Origin of the sequence: Amycolatopsis sp. lyj-108, from assembly GCF_046549005.1 — a bacterium.
Classification (GTDB): Bacteria; Actinomycetota; Actinomycetes; order Mycobacteriales; family Pseudonocardiaceae; genus Amycolatopsis.
The window spans coordinates 354,287-375,066 of sequence record NZ_JAJPWQ010000005.1 but is presented as its reverse complement, the minus strand read 5'-3'; the positions used below and the strand labels follow the sequence as shown (position 1 = coordinate 375,066).

Here is a 20,780-nt window from a genome sequence, read left to right as displayed (position 1 = left end):
GTCGGATCGTGCCGGGATGGCGTCTCAGGTGTAGGCCAGTCAGGTCTTGGCGGCCCGTCTTCGCCACCCTGCGTCACTCCTTTCCGCGAAGCCGTCGAGTTCCAGTTCCGGAAGCAGCGAGCGGACACGCTCGACCGGGATGCCGGACTCGGCCGCTACCCGTTCCTCGGGTCTCGCCGACCGGTCGGACAGCGCGTCGTGCACCCGCAGCGCCTCCGACCCGAGCCGATCGGTGCGGCGGCGGGGTTTCGACGGAGCCGCGCCCGCCGACCCCAGCCGTCCGGCGGTCTCGAGGATCTCGTCGACCGAGGTCACCAACGTGGCCTCACCTTCGCGGATCAGCGCGTGACACCCCGCGGACATCCCCGACGACACCGGCCCCGGCATGGCCATCACGACCTTGCCGAGGACCCCTGCCGTGGTCGCGGTGTTCCGCGCGCCGCTGCGCCTGCCCGCCTCGACCACGACGGTCCCTTCCGTGAGTGCCGCGATGAGCCTGTTCCGCACGAGGAAGCGATGCCTGGCAGGTGAGGTGCCCGGCGGGTACTCGCTGACCACCGCGCCGGTCTTCGCGATGCTGCGCAACAAGGTCGCGTGCTGTGCCGGATAGCCGACGTCGACCCCGCAGCCGAGCAGAGCGACCGTCGTCCCGTCCGCGCTCAACGCGCCCCGGTGGGCCGCGCCGTCGATGCCGTACGCCGCCCCCGAGAACACCGGGATCCCCCGGCTCGCGAGGTGATAGCCCACCTCGGCCGCGTTGTGCTCGCCGTATCCGGTCGCCGCGCGGGCACCGACTACCGCGATCGCCTGGTCCACGGCCTCGTCGAGCCTGGCCGGACCGCGTACCCACAGCGCCGGCGGAGGTGCCACACCGGAAACGCCCCTGCGCTGGGCCACGGCCAGGGAAAGCAACGGCCAGGCCGGCCATTCGTCGTCTTCCGGGATGACGAGCCTGGCTTCACCGGCTGCCGCGCGCTCCAGATCCCGCTCGGCGTAATCGTGCGCCCGCCTCGCGGACGTCTCGTCGCGCACCTTCGGCGGGCACTGGGCACGCCTCACTCGTTCCGCGGCGACGACAGGGCCGTGTTCACCGATGAAGCCTGCCAAGGCTGGCGCCGGAGGCTCGGCGACGCGCAAAAGGTACGACCGCGCGATCCGCTCGGCTTCGAATTCACTCATCCGGATGACCTCTCCCTGAAGTTCAGGGCCGCCGCGACCTCGTCCGCCTCCGGCTTGTCGGCGCCCTTCAAATCGGCGAGGGTCCAAGCGATGCGAAGGCAGCGGTCCGCGCCGCGCGCGGTGATCGCCCCGCGTTCCAACGCGCGGTCCAGCAGCGCCGTGACCTGCGGCGGCAGAGCGAATTCGCGACGCAGTGCCGGACCCGGCACCTCCGCGTTCGTCAGCCAGCCCTGATCCGCCCAGCGTTTACCGGACCGCTCGCGTGCTTCCAGGACCCGTTCCCGGACGGCCGCCGACGCTTCGGGCGGCTCGCTCAGGTGCGCGCTGAGCGCGGAAAGCGGACGCAGCCCGACCCTCAGATCCACCCGATCGAGTAACGGTCCGGAAAGCCGGCCCAAGTACCGCCTTCGCACGGTCGCCGAACACATGCAGTCGGCGTCTTTCGCCGGGGCGCACGGACAAGGATTGGTCGCCAGCTTGTGGACGGGGTTTGCCACTGACCGTTGACCGACAGAGATCCACACCTTACGACCGTCGGGTGTCCCCCAGCAATGCAGTCAGACAGGTGGTCAGACGCTCCAGTCCCGTTGTTCTATGAAGTCGTAGAGGTTCAGCCAGGGAACACCAAGCACCTCGGACACAACCATCACCTTCGACTTCTCTAGGTTCCCGGTCTCATGCGTAAGGCCAGGGTCCCGGTATTCCCCGGACGCACCCGGCCTTGCGACTCGCGAACGTCCCGCGGGCGCACAGCACCGAACAGCAGGCCGAGGTCAGCTGGCGGCCGCTTTGGTGAGTACGTGGCCCAGCCACTCGTTGTCCACGAAGGCATGGATGCCTGCGAAGTTGTGCGGCGTCAGCGCGGCGGCGACGCCTGCCGCGTCGGCCACGTTCGTCAGCTCGTCGCGCAGAACCGCCGTCATGCCCTCGCCGGTGGTCTTGGCGAGCCCGTGCAACAGCAACGAGACGCGCGAAAGCTGGCCGATAAGGGCGATCAGCGAGGTCGCGATAGGCCCCGGCTCGTCCAGCCGGCCCGACACCAGCGGCCGGGGATACGCGGCAACGGCGTCTTCGAGAACCCGCTGCTGTACGCGGAGTCCCGCCGCCAGGGACGCCAGATCGTAGACACGATCGAATGGCGCCTCCAGCAGCCGGAAGTAAGGCAGCAGAGACAGGATCTTCTCGCTGGCCTCCGTCGCGGTGATCGCCAACTCAGCGTCTGCGGCATCCATCCGGACACCCTAGTTCCCCCTCCGCGGCCGGTCGCGGCTTCGACACTGCACTCACCTCGTGAGACATTGACTCAACGAACAGCGCTCATCAGAGTTCACCCGTTTGGCTGATCATTAGCGCGCAGCGTCCTGGCCAGGGAGTAGCGCGAACAGACGGCACAGGCTGGATCTTGCCGCGGCAGTTGAAGATCCCGATCACGGGTGCGTGGACGGTGGAGGACTGTGGCGTGGTCGAGGGTGTCTGAGTGAAGCGCGGTGACGGCGAGCATGAAGTGGTTGATCGCCTCGGACGCGGCGAGGCTATTGAGGCCGATGACGCTGGGGGCGATGATGCCCGGGACGTATCGGGCGCGTTCGCGTTCGTTTTCGGGGTGCATGTCGATTGCGAGCTCGGTGGGGTCGATGAGGCCGTTGCACCACATGCAGCCGTGGCCGGGGACGAGGAATCGGGATACGGCGTGGATCTGTCCGATGTCGCCGTGTTCGTCGGCGGGGATCTTCACGCCGATCTGGGTGGCGGGGATCAGGTGTTCGTGGACGATCTCGTTGACCCAGTGACGAGCGGCATGGGTGTCCGCCGCGAGGAAGATCCAGTCGCAGTCCGCGAGCGCTGTTCGGGCGACTGGGCTTTCGGCTCGCTCGCGTAGGAGGGTCAGCGTGATCCCGGGATTCGCTCGACGTGCGTTGCGGGCGGCCAGTTCGGTTTTCGGCCGACCGACGTCGCCATGATCGGCTGCGATGAGGCGTGGCAGGTTGGTTGCGTCGACGATGTCGTCGTCGATGAGGAGGAGGTTCCCAGTGCCGAGGCGGGCCAGGAGTTCGACGAGGATGCTGCCGACGCCGCCCAGGCCGACGACGGCGACGTGCAGGCGGTCGAAGGTCTTCTGACCTTGGTCGCCGAACAGCCGGACTTGACGGTCGCGGAACGGGTCTGCGGGCACGGGTGACGCGGGCCGGGGACGCAACCGGATGATGTTGTTGTCCGGGATGACCAGTTCGGCGAGGTGTTCGCGGGTTCCGTCAGGTAGCCAGAGGTCGCCTGCGGCGGCGTGCGGGGTCAGCACCAGGGCCCCGACCGTCCGCCCGGTGATTTGTCGGAGCGCGGGGTAGCCGCGCTCGTGGCTGGCGAGGTCGACGGCCGAGAAGGCGACGCTGGTGGTCCCGAAGTGGTTGTGAACGGCGAGGTATACGAGCTCCTCGTCTCGCGCGCGGACCGCGGCATCGCGCACGAATTCGGGTGCGAGGGCTCGGTAGCCGGTGGTCCCGTCGATGTAGTCGATGCCGTCTTCGGCGAGCAGGAGCTGGCGGCCGAGGAGGCGTGGTCCGCGTGGACCGGTGGCGAGGTCGGCGAGGATGACGGCGCCGTGTTCATCGTCATCGCGCCCGAACAGATGCTGATGCAGGTCGCCCCACAGGGCCGACGGGAGGGTGAGGCTCCAGCCGTCGGCCGGCGGGTTCACAGCGTGACGAACCACGTGATCACCTTCTCTGCTTTAAGGGCGGCATTGTCGACGGCCGGGTTCCACCGGTTCGATCGGCGTGACAGCTGCAGCGCCGTGCGGCCTCGCCATTCGAAGTTCTGAACGGCGTCCGGGAAAGGCTGACCGTCTCGGCGGTGAACGAGACCGATGTAGTGCGGGTAGACGTCGGAGTGCGGGTAGGCGGCGCTGATCTGGAAGCCCAGCCAGGTGGTTGTCGGGGTGTAGCGGCTGCCGATCTCGACGTCGCCGACGATGAGGAAGACCCCGCCGGCGCCGTCCGGGATCTCTTCGACCGGATGGCCGGCGAAATGGTCCCGGACGGCGACGACAGCTTCGGCGACAGCCGTGGCGATCGTGATCACGAGTTGTCGTCGGCCGCGACGGCGAGGAAATCCTGCCCCTCGTGGATGGCGATGGTGTCGGTGTCGCCGACGACCTGGTAGTGCTTGCCCTTCTTGACCGAGAGCTGGAAGCCCACTTCGATCGCGGCCCCTTGGGCGATGGCCGCCTGCTTGATCCCCAGACCGGTCATCCTGCGTTCGGTCAGGACGACCGGATGGTTGTTGACGGTTACCCGCAGGCGCAGGGGGCGCGGGTTCTTGCCGTCGTTGAGCTGTTCGGTGGCGATAGTCATGGTCAGCCTCCAGCTGTCCGTCCGCCGGGAACACCCGGCAGAATGCACCTAATTCTTCTCAGTGCTCGAAACTTCGAGCACCACGAATGGACGATAGCACATGTGGCAGACTTGTCGAACACTGAGAGAAACTCGGACTACGCCGAAGGAGGAGACTTGGCCCGCACCACTGTCGACGTGAATGCCCTGCATACCGCCCTGGACGCGACCCGAGACGCCAAGGGTCTGTCGTGGCGCCAGCTCGCAAAGGAGATCGGGGTCAGCCCCTCCACGATGTCGAGGCTGGCGAACGACCTCAAACCGGACGTCAACGCGTTCGCCGCGATGGTCACCTGGCTGGGGGTCTCCGCGGACACCTTCATCGTGAACGAAGATCAGCTCAAGAAGCAACGGAAGGAGGAACTACCGCTGCTTGCTGAGGTGTCCCCGCTCCTGCGAGCACGCAGTGACCTCAACAAAGAAGACGTCGAACATCTCGAAGAGCTCATCGGTTCGGCCGTCAAGCGCTTCGCGACGGATCGGGCCAGGCAGGAAGACTGACTCGTGGCGAAGCAGTGGACGCAGGCGAAGATGCGCGAAGTCGCCGAAGAAGAGCGGGCTGAGTTGAGACTGAAGTGGTTTCAGCCCCTCGACCCCTACGCCCTGGCGACGAGCCACGGCATTCCGGTCTACCCGATCGCCGAGCTGGCCGACGAGGACCGTTCCAGCGAAGCCGTCCGTCACTTCACCGAGGTTCGCCAGAACGCGTGGTCTGCCGCCCTGATCCCTCTCGGCCGCCGACGCATCATGATCGAGAACACCGCGCACTCAGCGGAGCGCCGCAGGTCGAACATCGCGCACGAACTCGGTCACCACCTCCTCGAACACAGCTTCGACAGCATCCTCCTCACCGACGATGGCTGTCGGCGCTTCGACAAGGAGAAGGAGAAGCAGGCGAAGTTCATGTCCGCCGAGCTACTGCTTCCCTGGAAGGCGGCGATGCGAGCCGCCTTCGACGAGAAGACCAACGAACAGATCGCATCAGCGTTCGGCGTGAGCACCCAGTTCGTCCAGATGCGGATGTCCGGCGCCCGAGTCAGGGCGAGCAACGCCCTTGCTCGGCAGGGACGTCAGTAGACCCGCAGTACGACGAGGATCAGAGAAGGAACTGCGAGCGCCGTCAACCACGAGGGCGCCATCGCCACCCGCGCGGACGCAAAGTTCCTACAGCAAGGGAAAGCGGTTGCGTCGAGGTCTGATCACTCCGAAGTGATCAGAGTCCACGACACGCCCAAACGCCGGTAGCGTACCGAACCGGTACGCTACCGGCGTACTTTGCAGGGGTCCCCGATGCACCTTTCGGAGTCGGCGATGATGGATGGCGCGAACCCGTTCGAGTTCGACGGGCCAGTTCCTGTCGACCACGTGATCGACAGGCAGCGGGAGGCCGACGCGATTGAGGCATGGACCCGTGAAGGGCAGTTGATGGTGCTGGCGGCACCACGACGCTATGGGAAGACCAGCCTGATTCACAAAGTTTCGTCCGAGGGGAAGCGGAACGGGTTGGTCGTGGTCACTGCCGATCTGTTCGGGGTCGCCAGTCTCGCCGACCTGGTTCTCAGGCTTGAGCGGGCTTGGGCGCAGTACACGCCCGAAAGGCTCCGCCCAACGGTGGTCAAAATTCTTGCCGCCGCGAGAGCAGGCGTATCGATCAGCGGGTCCGGGTTCGCCGTGACGATGGCCGATAGCCCTGCTGCCGACCCACTATCGGCGCTACGCGTCATTCTGGAGTTGCCCACCCAGCTGGCTCAGCGAGAGGGTGAACGGATCTTGATCGTCCTGGACGAGTTCCAGTCCGTCGCTGGGGTTCCCGAAGCTGAGTCCTTGATCTGGCAGCACGCGCACCAACACCTGGATGCGGTCTCCTACCTGTTTTCCGTCGGACGCCCGGACATAGTTCCTGAGAGCCCTTCCGGCAGGCCGGTCGAAACGCTTCGACTGGGTCGGCTGCCGGTTACGGAGCTCCACGAAGCAATCAAGAAACGGTTCGTCGCGGGGAATCGTGATGTGGCTGGCGTGCTGGATGGCCTGCTGACTGCTGGCGAGGGACATCCGCAGCGGACGATGCTGCTGGCACATCTGCTGTGGCAAGAGGTTCATATGGGTGCACAAGCCACCGACGATCACTGGGAGGCCGCACTCACGATGGCATTACGGCTGGTCGCCCCCGAAGCCCAAGCCACGATGAGCGGACTCAGCGCGGGACAGCGCAAGGTGCTGCGAGCTGTGGCCGAGTACGGCACGCCCATGGCCGCCCGTGCTCTGCGAACCCTGGGACTGCCTAAGACCACGGCGCAGAAAGCGACCCCGCACTTGGTCGCCGCAGGGCTGATCGAAGAGATGAGCCGGGGTTGGCGTGTGATCGATCCGCTGTTGGCCCGATGGATCCGGACAAACTATGGGACACGAGCATGAGCACACAGCCGGGACACGAGATGGTGTTCGAACGCGGCCAACGGGTGAGGGTCCAGGCCGCAGGAGTGCCTGAGTTCGCCACCATCCGCTTCGCGCTCCCCGGTGATGATCCGGGGGCGTGGGATCTCATCCTGGTTGATGACCAGGACCGTCGACACGAAGTGAACCTTGCGGCCGGAGATACCCAGACCGTGCGCCCCCTGGTCAGCGATGGGCGAGCCAACTCAGCCCGGGTACTTGCGGCCATGTGGACACAATGGATGCACGCGGCGGCCGTCAACGCCGAGTCCAGCGCCATGGCGGCCACACCGCTGAAGCCGTACGCACACCAAACTACGGCCGTCTACGGGGCGATGCTGCCGCAACCGCTGCTGCGCTTCCTGCTCGCAGACGAGCCCGGCACCGGCAAGACAATCATGGCCGGTCTGTACCTCCGGGAGATGCAGCGGCTGGGCCTGGTCAAGCGTGCCATCATCGTGTGCCCAGCGAACCTGGCCTCGAAATGGGTGGACGACTTCGACAGGCTGCTGGGGGGCGGATTGCGGCAGCTCACCTCGGCCACGGTGCGTGAAAACGCGCTGAACTCCAACGACCTCTGGGTCATCTCCCTTGAACTGGCCGCTGTCAACCCCGCGGTGCAAGACGCCATCCGTCCGGACAAGGCCGGCTGGGATCTGGTGGTCTTCGACGAAGCGCACCGGCTGACGCCCACTGCGGCCGGGTTTCACCAAGTCGGCCGCCTGCTGGCCAAGAACACCCCACGGGCACTGCTGATGACCGCCACTCCCCATCGAGGCAAAGAGTGGCTGTTCCGGCACCTCCTGCATCTGGTCGACCCGGCGATCTATCCGGACCCAGGCAACGACCCCAACATCGAACTCCGTGCGCTGCGACCGGGCCCGATCCACTTCCTGCGGCGGATGAAGGAAGACCTGGTCGACTACGACGGCAAGACCCGGTTGTTCAAGGGCCGCGCCGCCCACAACCTCAGCGTTCCGCTATCGCAAACGGAGTACGGCTACTACCAGGCCGCCCTGGACATGGTCGACCGGTTCTTCGCGCCGGCGGCGCAGCCCCTTGCCCGCATGGTATACGGCAAGCGGGCCGCCTCCAGCCTGTACGCGCTCGCCGAGACGCTGCGTCGGCGTCACGACCACATGGGCGCAATGAGTGAGGCGGAGGCAGCTCTGATCGCCGACAGCGAGGATCAAGGCGACGAGGCGGAGATCGACGAGGCCAAGGTCATTCACACAAGCTCGACCTCCGGCAGGACCGAGCGGGCGGCGATCAAGAACCTCGTGGACCAGATCAATGCCACGCTGAGTAACGCCACGTCGAGACCGTCGAAGTGGATGCGGCTCACTGATGATTGCCTGGCCAAGCACGACGTCCTCCCAGGCAACGGCGAGCAGGCCGTGGTGTTCACCGAGTATGCCGACTCGGCAGAGTGGATCGCCCAGCGCCTCGAAGCCGAGGGATTCACCGCCAAGCTGTATTCCGGACGGCAGAGCAAGGCGGAGCGTGACGAAGTACGCCGGGCGTTCATGCGAGGCGAGTTTCAGGTCATCGTCACGACCGACGCGGGCAATGAAGGTATCGACCTGCAAGCCGCCCACGTGCTGGTCAACTACGACATCCCTTGGTCGTTGGTCCGGCTCGAGCAGCGGATGGGACGCATTCACCGTGTCGGCCAGCTGCGCGACGTGCACCTGTACAACCTGGTCGCCACCGACACACGCGAGGGCGAAACCCTGCTTCGGCTGCTGGACAACTTCGTCACCGCGGCCAACGAGCTGCGTGGGCAGATGTTCGACAGTCTGTCGGCGGTCGCCGAGATCACAGGTGTCGACTACGACAAGTGGCTCTCCGACCTGTACGGCAACGACGAGCTCAAGAAACAGCAAGCGATCGACGCCGCTCGGGCCGTCCAGACCCAAGAACTCACTCGCGCAGCACGACAGGTCCGGGACAACGAGCGGCGCCTGGCCAGCCAGGTAGACGCAGTGGCCGCGCTGACACTGCTCCAGCGCGACCTGTTCGCACGGATCAACCCGGCGATCGTCGAAGCGTATCTCGACCGGCTCGCCGCTGCGGACGTGCTGTTGTCATCACCCACAGCTGCCGGAGCCGGATTCCGGCGGCTTTCTCTGCCAGGCGAAGAGAAGTTCCCTGCCACGCTAGGCGGTGCCGGAGAAGTTCACATCGCTACCAGCGGAGCAGCCGTGCGTGAGGCAGCAGAGAGCATCGACATCGGCGACACCATCACACTAGGCCCCGGAGAACCCGGGTTCACCGACCTGATCGACATGGCAGAACACGCACTAGCCGAGGACCTGCACCAGTCCGGCGCCGCTGCCGATCCCACCAGCCTCACCCCTTACGACTTGTACGCCTTCACAGCAACCATGACCGAAAGCGACGGCAAGCGCGCCAGCATCTGGGCGAGCCTGATCAAAGTCGACGACAGCGGCAACGCCCGCGCGGTCCGATGGGAGGCCCTGGCCAACCTCGTGCCCGCCGAACAGCACGGCACAGCACCCCACCTCGCGCGCGAGGACCGGGCGCTGGCGGCGGCCCGCGAGGTTGCCGCCGCCACAGTCTCAGAACACAGGCAGGTACGCGCGGACTGGTTTGCTCAGGCCCGCCGGGACCTGACGAATCTGCCACTGAGCCTGACCGAGAGCATCGACGATCGCGACACCCGGCTGGCACTGCGGCGCCGACTTCAATCTCAGACCGCCCAGCGGCTCGACGAACTCGAACGGCTCGCGGACGTGCAACTGACCGACCCGAAGCTCATCGGCCGGATCCGTGTGCTGGCCGCGGCCGATGTCACCGTTCAGGCGGAGATCGATGCCGAACTGGTCTCCATGCGGCACGTGCAGCGGCTTCTTGTAGACGACGGCTGGGCCGTGGCCGACGTGCACACCGAGGGCCGCGGCTATGACCTGGAAGCCCGCCGCAACAGCCAGATCCGGCACGTCGAAGTCAAAGGCGTGCTGGGCAACGCGGCCAGCGACGGCATCCGGATGACCGGCAATGAGGTCCTCATCGCAACCCAGCACCGCAGGGACTATTGGCTCTACGTCATAGACCAGTGCTCCGACGGCCGGGGCCGGTTCTTCGGGGCCTATCAGGACCCAGCCACCCTCTTCGCCAACGACATGACCGGGAGCGCGGTATTCCGCGTCCCGGGCAGCAGCCTCAAGAACGCACCGGGGAGCAACGCATGACCAGGATGATCGAACGATGGTTCCCCAGTGCCGAGGTGTCGGCCAACAGCGACAAGGGCTGGGGCTCTGGGAACAGCGAGATCTCCCTGTTCATGTGGTTCGCCAAGCGGCCCACCGCCCAGGCCAAGGCCGCGACAATCTGCTCCCTACTGCCCTGGCCTGAGGAAATCGACGAGCAGACCCGGCTGCAGAACCTGGTCCGAGACGCCATGACCGGACGCTACGCGGCATGGAGTGCCCTGCAGGCCGAGATCGCCAAGGCGAACCCCGAGGGCGCGGCAACCCTTGACCCGTTCTCGGGTCGCGGCATGATCCCGCTCGAATCAGCACGCCTGGGCGTCCATGCCTCCGCCGTCGACTACAGCCCGGTTGCGGTCCTGGCCAGCTATCTGCTCACCTCGGCCCCTTTCGAGGACTGGAGCAACGAACCCGAGCTACCGTTCGGAGAGCCAGGTCGTCTGCTGACCTCACGTACAGACCGGCTACTTGCTGACCTCGAAACCTTGTTCGAGGAGATCCAGACTCGGCATGCCGCCGCGATGAGTGACGTCTACCCACACCACAAGAAGGCGCTGCCTTGGGGGTACTTGTGGGCGGTCACGATTCCCTGCCAGGACTGCGGCCAGCAGTTCCCGCTGATCGGCTCGTACGAGCTGATGCCCGCGCGTGGGGACAGGCCGGCTCTGTCCTTCTACATCGACGCGGACCGGGCATCCGGTACGTGGGAAGCCGTCGTGACGCCGGGGAAGCCCACGCGGGCACCCACGCTCACCAATGCCGTGGTGAACGGCAAGAAGGTCGCGGGGAAAAGCGCGATCTGCGCGTTCTGCCGCCACCCACACCCGCTGGCGGTACATCGGCGGCTAGTCCAGGAGCGACAAGGGCAAGACACCCTCGTCCTGGCGGTAGACATCGACTCCAAGAGCCGGAAAACCTTCCGGCAGCCCACGGACGAGGAGCGGGACGCCGTGGTGGCGGCCGAACGGGCACTGTCCGCCGAGCCTGCGTTCAGCCCGTTCCTTTCTGCCGTTCCGGACGAGGGCATCGCACCAGGCAACAACAACATCATCGGGCCGAGCATTTACGGCGCGAAGACCTATGGCGACTTCATGGTCGCCCGCCAGACTCTCTCCTACATCCGGCTCGCACGCATCATCAACGAGCTCGGCACCGAGCTGACGGCCGCCGGACTCTCGCAGGATTACGTGCGGGCCCTGACCGGGTACGCAACGGCGGTCGTGGTGAAGAAGTTGCGACGATCGACCCGCGGTGCGAGATTCCAGAGCAAGGGAGGCGCACAGGTCGGAGATCTGTTCGTCAATGAAGGATCGATCACGTTCTCTCACGACTTCTTCGAGTCCGGTGTCGGCGAGGGTCCTGGAACGTGGAGTTCGATCTCAGACAACGTGCTGGCCGCTTGCCGCAACCTGTTCTCCAACCTGCGCGGTGCGGCGGCTTCCGTGCAACGCGGGACCGCCACCGCCTTGCCATATCCGCCCAAAACCTTCACTGCGGTGGTCACCGACCCGCCCTACGACCAGATGATCGCCTACGCGGACGCCTCTGACCTCTTCTACGCCTGGGTCAAGCGATGCCTGCACAACACCTGGCCAGAACTGGCCGTCACCGCCGACTCGCACGGCTGCCAGGACAAAAGTCAGGAGATCATCGTCAAGCGGGTGCGCGGCGAGGCCCCGGACGAGCACCGCACCCGCGAGCACTACGACACCCTCATCGCCGAAGCCTTCGCCCAGATGCGCCAGGTAGTCCGCGACGACGGCGTGGTCACCATCGTCTTCGGTCACGGAGAGCCGGAAGTGTGGCAGCGTCTGCTGCACTCGATCGAACGAGCCGGCCTGGTCATGACCGGCTCGTGGCCGGCCAACACCGAATCCGGAGGGCAGCAGGGCAAAGCCAACATCGAGACGACACTGACCATGGCCTGCCGCCCGGCTAAGGCCGGGCGCCCCGCAGGGCGCAAGGGCGCCGTCGAAGCCGAGATCAAGGCGGAGATCAGGCGGCGCTACCCCGATTGGGAGCGGTGGGGTCTGGCACCTGCGGACATGCTCATGGCTGCGGCCGGACCTGCCATGGAGGTTGTAGGCCGCTACAGCGAGGTCCTCGACGCCAAGGGCGGGCCAGTGGACATCTACACGTTCTTGCCGCTGGCACGCGCTGCGGTCCAGGAAGCCATGGTTGTCGAGATCAACCACCAGCCGCTGGCCGCATTCGACGCCCGCACACGATTCGCCCTATGGTGGGTCCGGCTCTACGGCCGTCAGGTTCAGGCGAAGTCCGAACTGCGATGGCAGGCACTTGCCTCCTCCCTTGAGCTGGCATCCGTACGTAATCTGGTGGGCGACGCTGACAAGGGCGTCCGCTTCATCACGTCCCGCGAGTACACCGGCAAGATCGACCGGGACTCCGCAGCCATCGATGTCGCCTTGGCGCTGGCCGCAGCATCGGACGAAGGGCTGCAGGCCATGGGCCAGGTTCTGGCGGCATCGGAACGCAGCGTCGACGATGCCTATCTCTGGTCGGCTGTGCAGTTCCTCGCCGACCCAGAACGGCTTCCCGGCAACGACCCGGACTCCATCGCCTTCACCCGCGTCCTGCGTACCCGGGCCGGGATCGGCAGTGCCGTCGAGTCCATCACCGTCAGCGGCCTCGATACAGCGCGCCTCCAGCAACAGCAAGACGCCCAGTTGAGGTTGATCTGATGGGCGAGCACCGTCACGAACAGCCATACCCCCACAGCCGAGGAGACAATCAGTGACGACGAGCGTGACACCGTGGTGGAAGGCGCTGAGGATCCGTCAGGAGATCCTCAACGCCTCCGGCCAGATCGATGACGTGCAGATGTCATTGTTCCGCGCCGTCCACGGCACCGGCGCGGACCGTCCGCCCTATGCCGACGCCACCTACTACGGAGACATCACCCACCCCACCGAGAGGTTGATCGACCTCCTCACCGAGATCGCCGTTCGCGTCGGCGGCGCTGACGATTACCTCAAGGCCCGGGCAGTCACTCGGCTCGATCAGGGCATGGGCGGCGGTAAGTCGCACGCGTGTATCGGCGCTTTTCATTTGGCCGCCAACCCCGAGGCCCTGCTCGCCACTGAACTCGGCGAGAAGGTCGCCAAACGAGCGAAAGCCAAGATGGGACGAGGCCTGGCGCGTGACCTCGGCCGACCGCATGTCGTCGTCCTGCCGTGCGACAACATGACCGCCGGTGCTGGTGTACAGGAGCTCGACGGCCCAGCGGTCAGTCTCTACGAGCGATTCCTGTGGCGGCTGTTCTCCAAGGACTACGCTCTTTTCGAGCGATACCGGTCGTTCTGGAGCGACAAGCACAAGATCGCCGAGGCCATCCGAGCAGTGAACCGGCCCGTACTGATCATCATTGATGAGGTTTTGGACTACATCGGCAACGGCCTCGACGGCACCAACAAACCTGACCTCGCCGCTCAAGACATGGCGTTCCTGCGTGCGCTGCTGGACGTCGTCAACGACGTCCAGCAGGTCGCCATGCTGGTGGTGATGATCGCCTCCGACGCAGACAAGACAGCCCTGTCGGCTGCGGCCAAGGAACGCCGTGACGATCTCAACGGCCTGCTCGAACGCAATGGGCTGCCGGCAACGGTCACCGAGGTCGGCGACTTCGCCGACATCCTGCGGCGGCGACTGTTCGACACCGAGCCTGCCACCGAAGTCCTTTCAGCAACAGCCGCGCTTTACGCACCTGCCTTCGACGACAAAGGCTGGACCAAGCACGTCTGGGAGCAGATCGGAGCGGACTGGCGACGCAGTTGGTCGGACGAAGTCGCCGCCTGTTACCCCTTCCACCCCATGTTGATGGGCGTGGCGAAGGAGGAGTGGAGCAGGGTCACCGGATTCCAGCGCGTCCGATCGACGATCCGCATCTTTGCCGCCACGGTGTACGCCCTCCAGCAGCGAGGCAGGGCGGGAGAATGGGTTCCAGTCCTCATCGGGCCGGGCGACCTGCCGCTGTCGGACAGCACTGTGCGCGAGGCGCTCCTGGGCAGCGGCCTGGTAGAAGACGAACGCACGATCGCGAACTACCGGAGCTTGGCCGAAATCGAGATCGTCAACCACGGCGGAACGTCAGGGACCGCACGTCGCCAGGACTTCGAACGCTCTGAGACTCCCTGGCAGGGAAGCAATCCGTTCGCGGCTGAGCGGGCTGCGACGTTCATCTTCTTGGCGAGCATCGTCGGCACACTCCGCCCCGGACGCGGACGGGGCGCGAGCGCCCCTGAAGTCAAAGCGGCGACCAGCGTGCCGGATGCCAGCTACACGATCACCGACGCTGACAGCGTTGTTGAGGAACTGGTCAACCCGGACCGAGGCATCAGCGCACTCGACATCGTCCGCGGCCAGGGCAACAACAAACCGGCCCGCTACTTCCTGTCCACTCGGCTCACCCACCGCATGTTGGTCAACAACATCCGGCGCACCATCACTGACCCCGAGCGAGACCAGGTTATCGCCGAGTTCACCCAGAGGCTGGCCAGCAGCGGCCCGTTCCGGGAACTGAAATTCGTCCCGGCCGATCCTCACCGCTCGGCGGTGGAAGTCATGGCGACCAGTGGTCTGGACACCGCGCACACGAGTCGGCTCATCGTGCTTGACCCCGCGCAGTTCAGCCTCCGCAACGGAATGGAGAAGTCCACGATCGAGGCGCTGACCGTCGCGATGGGCCTCGGCCAGGACGCCCAGCAGCTCCCCGTGCAATGGGCCAGCAGCGCTGTCTACGCGGTAGTGAACACGCAGCGTCGCAGTCTCGTGCGCGGCCTCGCAGTGGAGTACCTGGCACGTCAGAAAGCCTTGGCTGCCCCCGAAGTTCAGAACGACACCGAACTCAAATCGACGGGGACCAAGGAACTAGCCGCCGCGAAAGAACAACTAGAGAAGACTCTCAAACGGGCCTACCAGCATGTTGTGTTCCTCGCGCAGCCTGACCCGGACGGAGAACGCTTCCTCGACGAGCTCACGTTCGACGATGACAACTTCACCGCGTTGAACGGCACTACAGTCTGGAAGGCGCTCGCCGCCCGGGACAAGGTCTTCGACGTGGGCGAGTTCACTCCCAGGGCTCTGCTGCACAATCTTCGCGAGCAGGATTACGGGAGGACTCTTTCCGACATCCGGGCCGCCTTCTACAGCGCCCCGCGGCTACCTCTGCTCTACGGCGGCGATCGTGATCTGCAGCAAGCGATCTACGACGCTGTGAGTGAAGGCTTCATGGGCATCGTCGACGGTATGGGCGCGGAAGTCGCCGTGACCGCACCCGGACAGGTCAACCTGGCGAGCACCAGCCTGCGGCTCGCGAAACCGCAACCCCAGGCGTGCCCGGAGTGCAACGAACCGGCGCACGACGGTGCCTGCGCGTCAAGCGGCGACTCGTCCACCCCGCCCGGTGACGCCCCACACGGTGGGACATCGTCCTCCAGTTCGCCGGGCGGACCTGAAGACAAGGAGACCGACGGCGGGCAATCCGAAGGTGGTACGCCGCCCCAGCCTCCTGCGAAGGACCGACAAGCGGCGTTCTCGTTCACCAGCAACCTGCTCGCCAGCGCTGATAACGCCGACGGGTTCGCCGCACTGTTTCGAGCGTTCTACATGGCCCTGGACGAGCGACAGATCAGCTACCTGCAAGGCACGGTCCAGGTCGTGTTGCAAGCAGAGGCCGCTGAGCAAATCCAGCAGCGACTCAGTGAGTTGGGAATCCCGGTGAAATTCAAGGACATCTAGTGGCAACGAGGTCGGCCGGGGATCATGACCCCGGCTGACCCGTCACGACCTCCAGCTCCTGGTCGGTTGCTTTCCTCAAGCTGCCATCGCCACATGCGGTGGGCTAGCGGTGGATGCAAGCCTTTCTCGGCCGGCTGTCTACTGTCAGCGCTCAATTAATTCCCCAGCGGAGGGCCATTTCCGCTCACGGGTTTCCCGGTCGCCGCGCTCACGGGTTTCCGCACCGGGACGACGGGCCGTGCGCTCGGGATCCGCGTGGTCACGATGACCAGCGCTCGCCGAGGAGCGCACGTCGCCTCGCCACTGTGAACTGGGCGCCACCACGGGAAGGCCTCAGACCGGACTCGTGTTCGGCACGTGGCAGCCGACCCGCCGCGCCCGCGACTCCTTGGCGGGCAAAGGATGCCGCGTTGGCTCGCATCCAGCCCCCGGCGCCACCGAGAGCTTGGCTCCGGTGGCTCGGGACACGCGAACCTCGTGCCATGCCCAGTTGCGAATGCCACGCCAGCCGGGGCCGCTCGCTCGTGATCCCGGTGGGGAACCCGTCGAACGAGGATCCGCCGTTTGGGGTGTCCGACACAGGCCCGCAAGACGGCAAGGTGGGGATTCTGGTGAGCGCAGCGACCGGGAAACCCGTGAGCGACGACATCTACGGCGTCCGCGAGCTGTTCCCGCTGCCCGCCGAATGATCAGAGTGCAGGCAAGTGCTGACCTATCTGACTGGTCGGCACGCCCGCACTCACGAAGGTTGCGCCAGATCAGCGACCCGCGGTCGCCCGGGACGGTCCGCACGCCGTGGCGCAGTGGTCGGCACACGATGTGCTGGGTTCACCGGAGATTTCGTGCCGTGAGCGAGGCAACCCGCTGGCTGAGCTAACCGACTTCACCGTGATCGATGATGGCCGCGACGATCGCGTCCACGTGCTGCACCGACACCGGGTGCTTGCTCCCGCCGATCCGCTGCCGCGACGGCTGTGGTGGGGGAATTTCCAAGCGCCGCAACGCTTCCCCGAGCGTCTTGGGGTCCCACTCGATTCGGGCGGCGAGGTTGGCGGTGGCCACGACTCCGGTTTCGTCCTCGCCGATCACGTCCGCCAGCAACGCCAGCACCTCCGGCAGCGGCCCCGCCGCGTCATCGACGACCTCGGCGTCCCCCGGCTCGGCGTTGGCGTCGCTGGCCGCGACCAGCTCGGTCAGCGCCGCCGGCTCGACCGGCGCCGGCGGGCGCTGCCCGGCGGCGTCGCCGGTCAGCAGCCCGAGCGCGTCTCGCCGTTCGCGTCCGGTCTCGGCGGCGGCTCGGGTCGGGCCGAGGTCCAGCTTCGCCGCCCGGATGATCACACCCTCGGAGGCGCCGACGCCGGAGAGGTCGTCGGCCAGCAGCCAGGCCGCGCCGCGGTGGCGTTCGGTGAACTTCGTCGCGTCAACCCCGGCGGCGGTCTTCCCGGTGCCCAGGGCCATGTCGTTGGACTGCTGGGTCGGCAACCTGAGTGCCGCGCGGCTGGAGATGTTGTCCCGCAACCGGGTCGGGATCGAACCCCGGTCCGGTTTCTGCGTCGCCAGCAACACCGTCGCTCCGGCCGCCGGTCCTTTTCGGACCAGCCAGGAGACCTTGTCCACGATCACCCGCCGCAGGTCCTTCACGGTCTTGGTGTCGCTGCCCAGTTCTTCGAACCCGAGCTGGCATTCGTCGATGGCCAGCACCAGCCACGGCATGCTCGTCTCGCACAGGGCGCGGGTGATCTTGCCTTCCGGGACGTCGGACTCGGGCATGGTCTTGAACCGCTTGTAGCGGTCCAGGACCTCGGTCTCCAGTTCGATCAGCAGCGCGAGCAGCCGTAGCAGCGTCTGCTCGGTCTCGGCGCCCTCGGCGGAGGCGATCAGTATCCGGTGCGCGACCGGGCGCAGGGGGTTGAAGTCCGCGCCGTCCTTGAGGTCCACGGCGTAGATGCGGGTGTGCGGGTCCAGGCATGCCGCGACGAGGAACAGCCGGAGCAGGTTGGACTTGCCGTAGCGGGGCAGCCCGGCGATCAGCCACGCTGTCCAGCAGAACGCCACCGTCACCGCCCGCCCGCGCGCGGTCGCACCGATCGTCACCCCGTCCCAAATGGACACCTCGGGCAGCTTCTCCAGCCCCGACCGCAGCGGAGGCTCGGCCAGCGGGTCACGGTCGGCGACCCAGAACGCCAGCCGCCCGGCGTGCCCGCCAGTGCCCCGGACCCGTTCCAGGATCAGCTGGGTCTCGTCAACCCCGAGCGCGCTGGCCAGCGACTCCCGCGCAGCGATCGCCGAGGACGCCTTGCGCCCGGCTGGGAGGTCGACCACCACGGCCCAGCCTTCGCCCTCGCGGGTCGGGCGGGCGAAGAACGCCAGCCCGTCCTTCGGCCCGATCACCTTCGCCGCCCGAAACGCCTCCACCAGCACGTCCCCGTTGATCGTCCACGCGAGGGTGCGGGTGCCGGGGAAGACGTTCTTCCGGCCCGGCGAGCCGTCCTTGCGCCGCCCCGCCGCGGCGAGTGCGATCGAGGCGCCGACGGCGGCGATCCACCACATGACCGGCCCATAGATCAGCTCCACTGTCACCAGACCGCCGGTGCTCACGGTGAGGATGACGAGGGTCCACCAGCGGCGCCGGACCCGGTGCAAGTGAATCTCGTCGAACCGGTCGGCGAGCTTGTCCGCGCTCTTCGCGGCGGCGTAGAAGTCCTCCACCCGTACCCAGGCCCACCACGCCCGCGCGGATACCGCCGTACCACGGGCGACCGCAGCCGGGTAACGGATCGGTGCCCTGGCGACCGTGCCCGCCAGGCGGAGACCGGCGTGGCGGGCGGTGGCGGCGCTTTGCCACTGCGGCGGCAACCTGGCGACCGCCACCGCCACGACCCGTTGGGCTCGGCTGCGCTGGTATTCCTCTTCGGTGATCAGTTCGGCGTCGATAGCGCCGCTGGCGAGTTCGGTGGTGGTCCTCGTCGCCAGCTGGTCGTCAGTCGTGGTGACATCAGGTTCAGTTTCCGGTGCCAGGCGGGGTTTCCCGTCACCGTCGCCGGTGTCGTCTCGGTCGTCCTTGGTCATGGCGAGGCTCCTGGTCGGCGTGCGTGGACCAGGAACGAGCAGCGGGCCAGTCGGCTGCGGGCCAGGTTCGGCGCTTGCGCCGACCGCGAAGCGGTCTGCCTGGACCCCGGCCGGCGTGCCCGCTACCGTCCCCGGTCCACGTCGCGCGGACCGCCGGACCGGTCGCCTTCGGGTGCTCTCGGAGGCCGAGCACCGTGTGCCGTCCGAGGCCGGGTCATCCGTCACGGTCGGCCTCGTCCGCAGTGCGGGTCCTGCTGCGGCTCGTGGTGAGCAGCGCAAACCCGGAGATCACCATCAGCCCGTCCAGAACCAGCGGACCGACGTGCGCCGCGAGCGGGTCGTAGCCCCAGGCCGCGAGCACATCGTGGACGTGCCCGTAGCTGATCACCGCCGAGCCGATCGCGACGATGCCGGTCCCGCCGAACCGGGCGAACCGCCACGCCCACCCCGCCGGCCACTGGACCCGGCTGAGCACCTCGACCGACAGCAGCAGCCCGATCGGCCAGACCGCCGCGCCGATCTGCGCCGCGATTCCCGGTGCCCAGCCCGGCGGCATCCGCGGTGCGGGCAGCCAGGTGTGGATCACGTTCGCCGCGACCGACATCACCGAACCGAACACAAATCCAGCCCAGGAAACGACCTTGGCGCCAGCCACCTCCGGGGCTGTCGACCGCACGCCAGCATGGACACCAACGCTCACCAGCTCACTGAGCCCCGCGTCGGTTGCACCCGCGATTCCGGCTGCCTCCACAGGGGCACTGGTGCCGTCGCTTGGGTTCGGGGTGGCGACTGGTGCCGGACTGTCGCCGGTGTCGCCATCGCTGGCGAACTGGTCATCTGACCGGTCTTCAGCGGAGGCCAGCTCGGCGAGGGCGAGCCGTACCTTGTACTCGCTGGTGCCGGTCAGCTTCGCCAGCGTCGGGCGCCCCGGCGGCGGCTGGCCAGCCTCGCGCGCGTCGTCGATCACCTGGCGGATCTGGTCGACCAGCTCGGCGTTCGCAGGCGCGCTCACCGGGTGCCGCCCTGAACACCGTCGGCGAGCAGGGAAAGGTCGTCGGCGTCAGCCGGCGTCAGGCCGATCCCGATCTGGCGGTGGAGATCGACCTGCGCGGTCAGCCATGCGGCGAACCCGGCCGCGGCGTCCGGACCGGTGAGCCCGAGCACGATCCCGACGTCATGCCAGTCCGACACCGCGCCAGCCCGCAGCAACTGGGCCACGACAACCCACCGCCCCGCGGTGATCTCCTGCGCGATGCGGGTGCCCAGCGCGAGCTCGCTCCACCGGTCCTCGACCACCGACATGATGTCGGCGGTGGAGAACGAGGCCGTGAAGACACGGGCGCGGGCTTGTGCCCACCAGTCCACCAGCGTTTCGACCGGGACGTGTCCGGTCGGGTCGTGGGGACTGAGTACCCGGACAACAGCACCGTTGTGGCTGTTCATGGGCGTGTCGATAGGGTTGGACATGGGTCGCAGCTCCTCTGCGATCAAGGCCTCGGCCGGTGTTACCAGCACCGCGTCCGGGGCCGACTTGTAGGTCCGTGCGGGTCCGATCGGTCCCGCAAGCTCACCTCACTTATGAGCACGATACAACTGAGCACGCTCACTTTGGGACTGCTGAGGTGATCCCCCCGTTCTCGCTCGGGTATGGGATGCGCCCGCACGTGCTTCTGCCTGCGGAGATGTCCAGCCGCGCGGTTTGGCTGGACATCTCCGCAGGCAG

Annotated in this window: 15 protein-coding genes and 1 pseudogene; 7 read left to right on the top strand and 9 right to left on the bottom strand. The window is 66.7% G+C overall.

Translation table 11 applies throughout. From position 1 onward, the window contains the following. Positions 1–39: 39 nt before the first annotated feature. The 6 genes and pseudogenes from dprA to ACLJO0_RS21105 all read right to left on the bottom strand — a co-directional run bounded on the left by dprA (position 40) and on the right by ACLJO0_RS21105 (position 4,526). A complete protein-coding gene (gene dprA / locus ACLJO0_RS21130; RefSeq protein ID WP_410580171.1) occupies positions 40–1,179 on the bottom strand; it encodes a DNA-processing protein DprA in 1,140 nt (379 codons plus the stop codon). Further along, positions 1,176–1,655 (bottom strand): annotated as a pseudogene (locus ACLJO0_RS21125) (ATP-binding protein); the annotation flags it as partial. The gene dprA and the pseudogene ACLJO0_RS21125, both read right to left, overlap by 4 nt. Positions 1,656–1,952: 297 nt before the next feature. Next, complete coding sequence (locus ACLJO0_RS21120; RefSeq protein WP_410580170.1) at positions 1,953–2,411, bottom strand: hypothetical protein; 459 nt, start codon at positions 2,409–2,411, stop codon at positions 1,953–1,955. A gap of 95 nt (positions 2,412–2,506) precedes the next feature. Further along, positions 2,507–3,886 carry a ThiF family adenylyltransferase gene (locus ACLJO0_RS21115; RefSeq protein ID WP_410580169.1) on the bottom strand — a complete coding sequence of 460 codons (1,380 nt, stop codon included), beginning with the start codon at positions 3,884–3,886 and terminating at the stop codon, positions 2,507–2,509. Continuing rightward, complete coding sequence (locus tag ACLJO0_RS21110; protein WP_410580168.1) at positions 3,868–4,254, bottom strand: E2/UBC family protein; 387 nt, start codon at positions 4,252–4,254, stop codon at positions 3,868–3,870. Before ACLJO0_RS21110 ends, ACLJO0_RS21115 begins: the two co-directional genes overlap by 19 nt. Further along, positions 4,251–4,526, bottom strand: a complete 276-nt coding sequence (locus ACLJO0_RS21105; protein ID WP_410580167.1) for a multiubiquitin domain-containing protein — start codon at positions 4,524–4,526, stop codon at positions 4,251–4,253. Before ACLJO0_RS21105 ends, ACLJO0_RS21110 begins: the two co-directional genes overlap by 4 nt. A 156-nt stretch (positions 4,527–4,682) precedes the next feature. Between ACLJO0_RS21105 and ACLJO0_RS21100 the strand changes: the two genes are divergently transcribed. The 7 genes from ACLJO0_RS21100 to ACLJO0_RS21070 all read left to right on the top strand — a co-directional run bounded on the left by ACLJO0_RS21100 (position 4,683) and on the right by ACLJO0_RS21070 (position 16,677). Next, a complete protein-coding gene (locus tag ACLJO0_RS21100; protein WP_410580166.1) occupies positions 4,683–5,066 on the top strand; it encodes a helix-turn-helix domain-containing protein in 384 nt (127 codons plus the stop codon). Positions 5,067–5,069: 3 nt separating this feature from the next. Further along, the gene (locus ACLJO0_RS21095; RefSeq protein ID WP_410580165.1) at positions 5,070–5,642 is read left to right on the top strand and encodes an ImmA/IrrE family metallo-endopeptidase; all 573 of its coding nucleotides are present in this window, start codon (positions 5,070–5,072) and stop codon (positions 5,640–5,642) included. A 213-nt stretch (positions 5,643–5,855) separates the two neighbouring features. Further along, the gene (locus ACLJO0_RS21090; protein ID WP_410580164.1) at positions 5,856–6,980 is read left to right on the top strand and encodes a hypothetical protein; all 1,125 of its coding nucleotides are present in this window, start codon (positions 5,856–5,858) and stop codon (positions 6,978–6,980) included. Continuing rightward, the gene (locus ACLJO0_RS21085) at positions 6,977–10,213 is read left to right on the top strand and encodes a helicase-related protein (protein ID WP_410580163.1); all 3,237 of its coding nucleotides are present in this window, start codon (positions 6,977–6,979) and stop codon (positions 10,211–10,213) included. The genes ACLJO0_RS21090 and ACLJO0_RS21085 overlap by 4 nt, the downstream gene beginning before the upstream one ends. Next, on the top strand, positions 10,210–12,933 hold the full coding sequence (locus ACLJO0_RS21080) for a hypothetical protein (RefSeq protein WP_410580162.1): 2,724 nt from the start codon (positions 10,210–10,212) through the stop codon (positions 12,931–12,933). The genes ACLJO0_RS21085 and ACLJO0_RS21080 overlap by 4 nt, the downstream gene beginning before the upstream one ends. Positions 12,934–12,985: 52 nt before the next feature. After that, complete coding sequence (locus tag ACLJO0_RS21075; protein ID WP_410580161.1) at positions 12,986–15,988, top strand: DUF499 domain-containing protein; 3,003 nt, start codon at positions 12,986–12,988, stop codon at positions 15,986–15,988. A 482-nt stretch (positions 15,989–16,470) separates the two neighbouring features. Next, positions 16,471–16,677 carry a hypothetical protein gene (locus tag ACLJO0_RS21070; RefSeq protein WP_410580160.1) on the top strand — a complete coding sequence of 69 codons (207 nt, stop codon included), beginning with the start codon at positions 16,471–16,473 and terminating at the stop codon, positions 16,675–16,677. A gap of 184 nt (positions 16,678–16,861) precedes the next feature. Here ACLJO0_RS21070 and ACLJO0_RS21065 read toward each other — a convergent pair whose 3' ends face one another. The 3 genes from ACLJO0_RS21065 to ACLJO0_RS21055 form a co-directional block, all read right to left on the bottom strand. After that, positions 16,862–19,057: an FtsK/SpoIIIE domain-containing protein gene (locus ACLJO0_RS21065; protein ID WP_410580159.1), complete on the bottom strand. Its 2,196-nt coding sequence runs from the start codon at positions 19,055–19,057 to the stop codon at positions 16,862–16,864. 214 nt (positions 19,058–19,271) lie between these two features. Continuing rightward, positions 19,272–20,069: a DUF2637 domain-containing protein gene (locus tag ACLJO0_RS21060; protein ID WP_410580158.1), complete on the bottom strand. Its 798-nt coding sequence runs from the start codon at positions 20,067–20,069 to the stop codon at positions 19,272–19,274. After that, the gene (locus tag ACLJO0_RS21055; protein ID WP_410580157.1) at positions 20,066–20,524 is read right to left on the bottom strand and encodes a hypothetical protein; all 459 of its coding nucleotides are present in this window, start codon (positions 20,522–20,524) and stop codon (positions 20,066–20,068) included. The genes ACLJO0_RS21060 and ACLJO0_RS21055 overlap by 4 nt, the downstream gene beginning before the upstream one ends. Positions 20,525–20,780 lie beyond the last annotated feature (256 nt).

Excerpts from the sequence above, each read along its gene's own strand:
- dprA (WP_410580171.1), bottom strand. The coding sequence starts at position 1,179 with ATGAGTGAATTCGAAGCCGAGCGGATCGCGCGGTCGTACCTTTTGCGC.
- ACLJO0_RS21120 (WP_410580170.1), bottom strand. The coding sequence starts at position 2,411 with ATGGATGCCGCAGACGCTGAGTTGGCGATCACCGCGACGGAGGCCAGC.
- ACLJO0_RS21105 (WP_410580167.1), bottom strand. The coding sequence starts at position 4,526 with ATGACTATCGCCACCGAACAGCTCAACGACGGCAAGAACCCGCGCCCC.
- ACLJO0_RS21090 (WP_410580164.1), top strand. The coding sequence starts at position 5,856 with ATGCACCTTTCGGAGTCGGCGATGATGGATGGCGCGAACCCGTTCGAG.
- ACLJO0_RS21085 (WP_410580163.1), top strand. The coding sequence starts at position 6,977 with ATGAGCACACAGCCGGGACACGAGATGGTGTTCGAACGCGGCCAACGG.
- ACLJO0_RS21080 (WP_410580162.1), top strand. The coding sequence starts at position 10,210 with ATGACCAGGATGATCGAACGATGGTTCCCCAGTGCCGAGGTGTCGGCC.
- ACLJO0_RS21070 (WP_410580160.1), top strand. The coding sequence starts at position 16,471 with ATGCCCAGTTGCGAATGCCACGCCAGCCGGGGCCGCTCGCTCGTGATC.
- ACLJO0_RS21065 (WP_410580159.1), bottom strand. The coding sequence starts at position 19,057 with ATGACCAAGGACGACCGAGACGACACCGGCGACGGTGACGGGAAACCC.
- ACLJO0_RS21055 (WP_410580157.1), bottom strand. The coding sequence starts at position 20,524 with ATGTCCAACCCTATCGACACGCCCATGAACAGCCACAACGGTGCTGTT.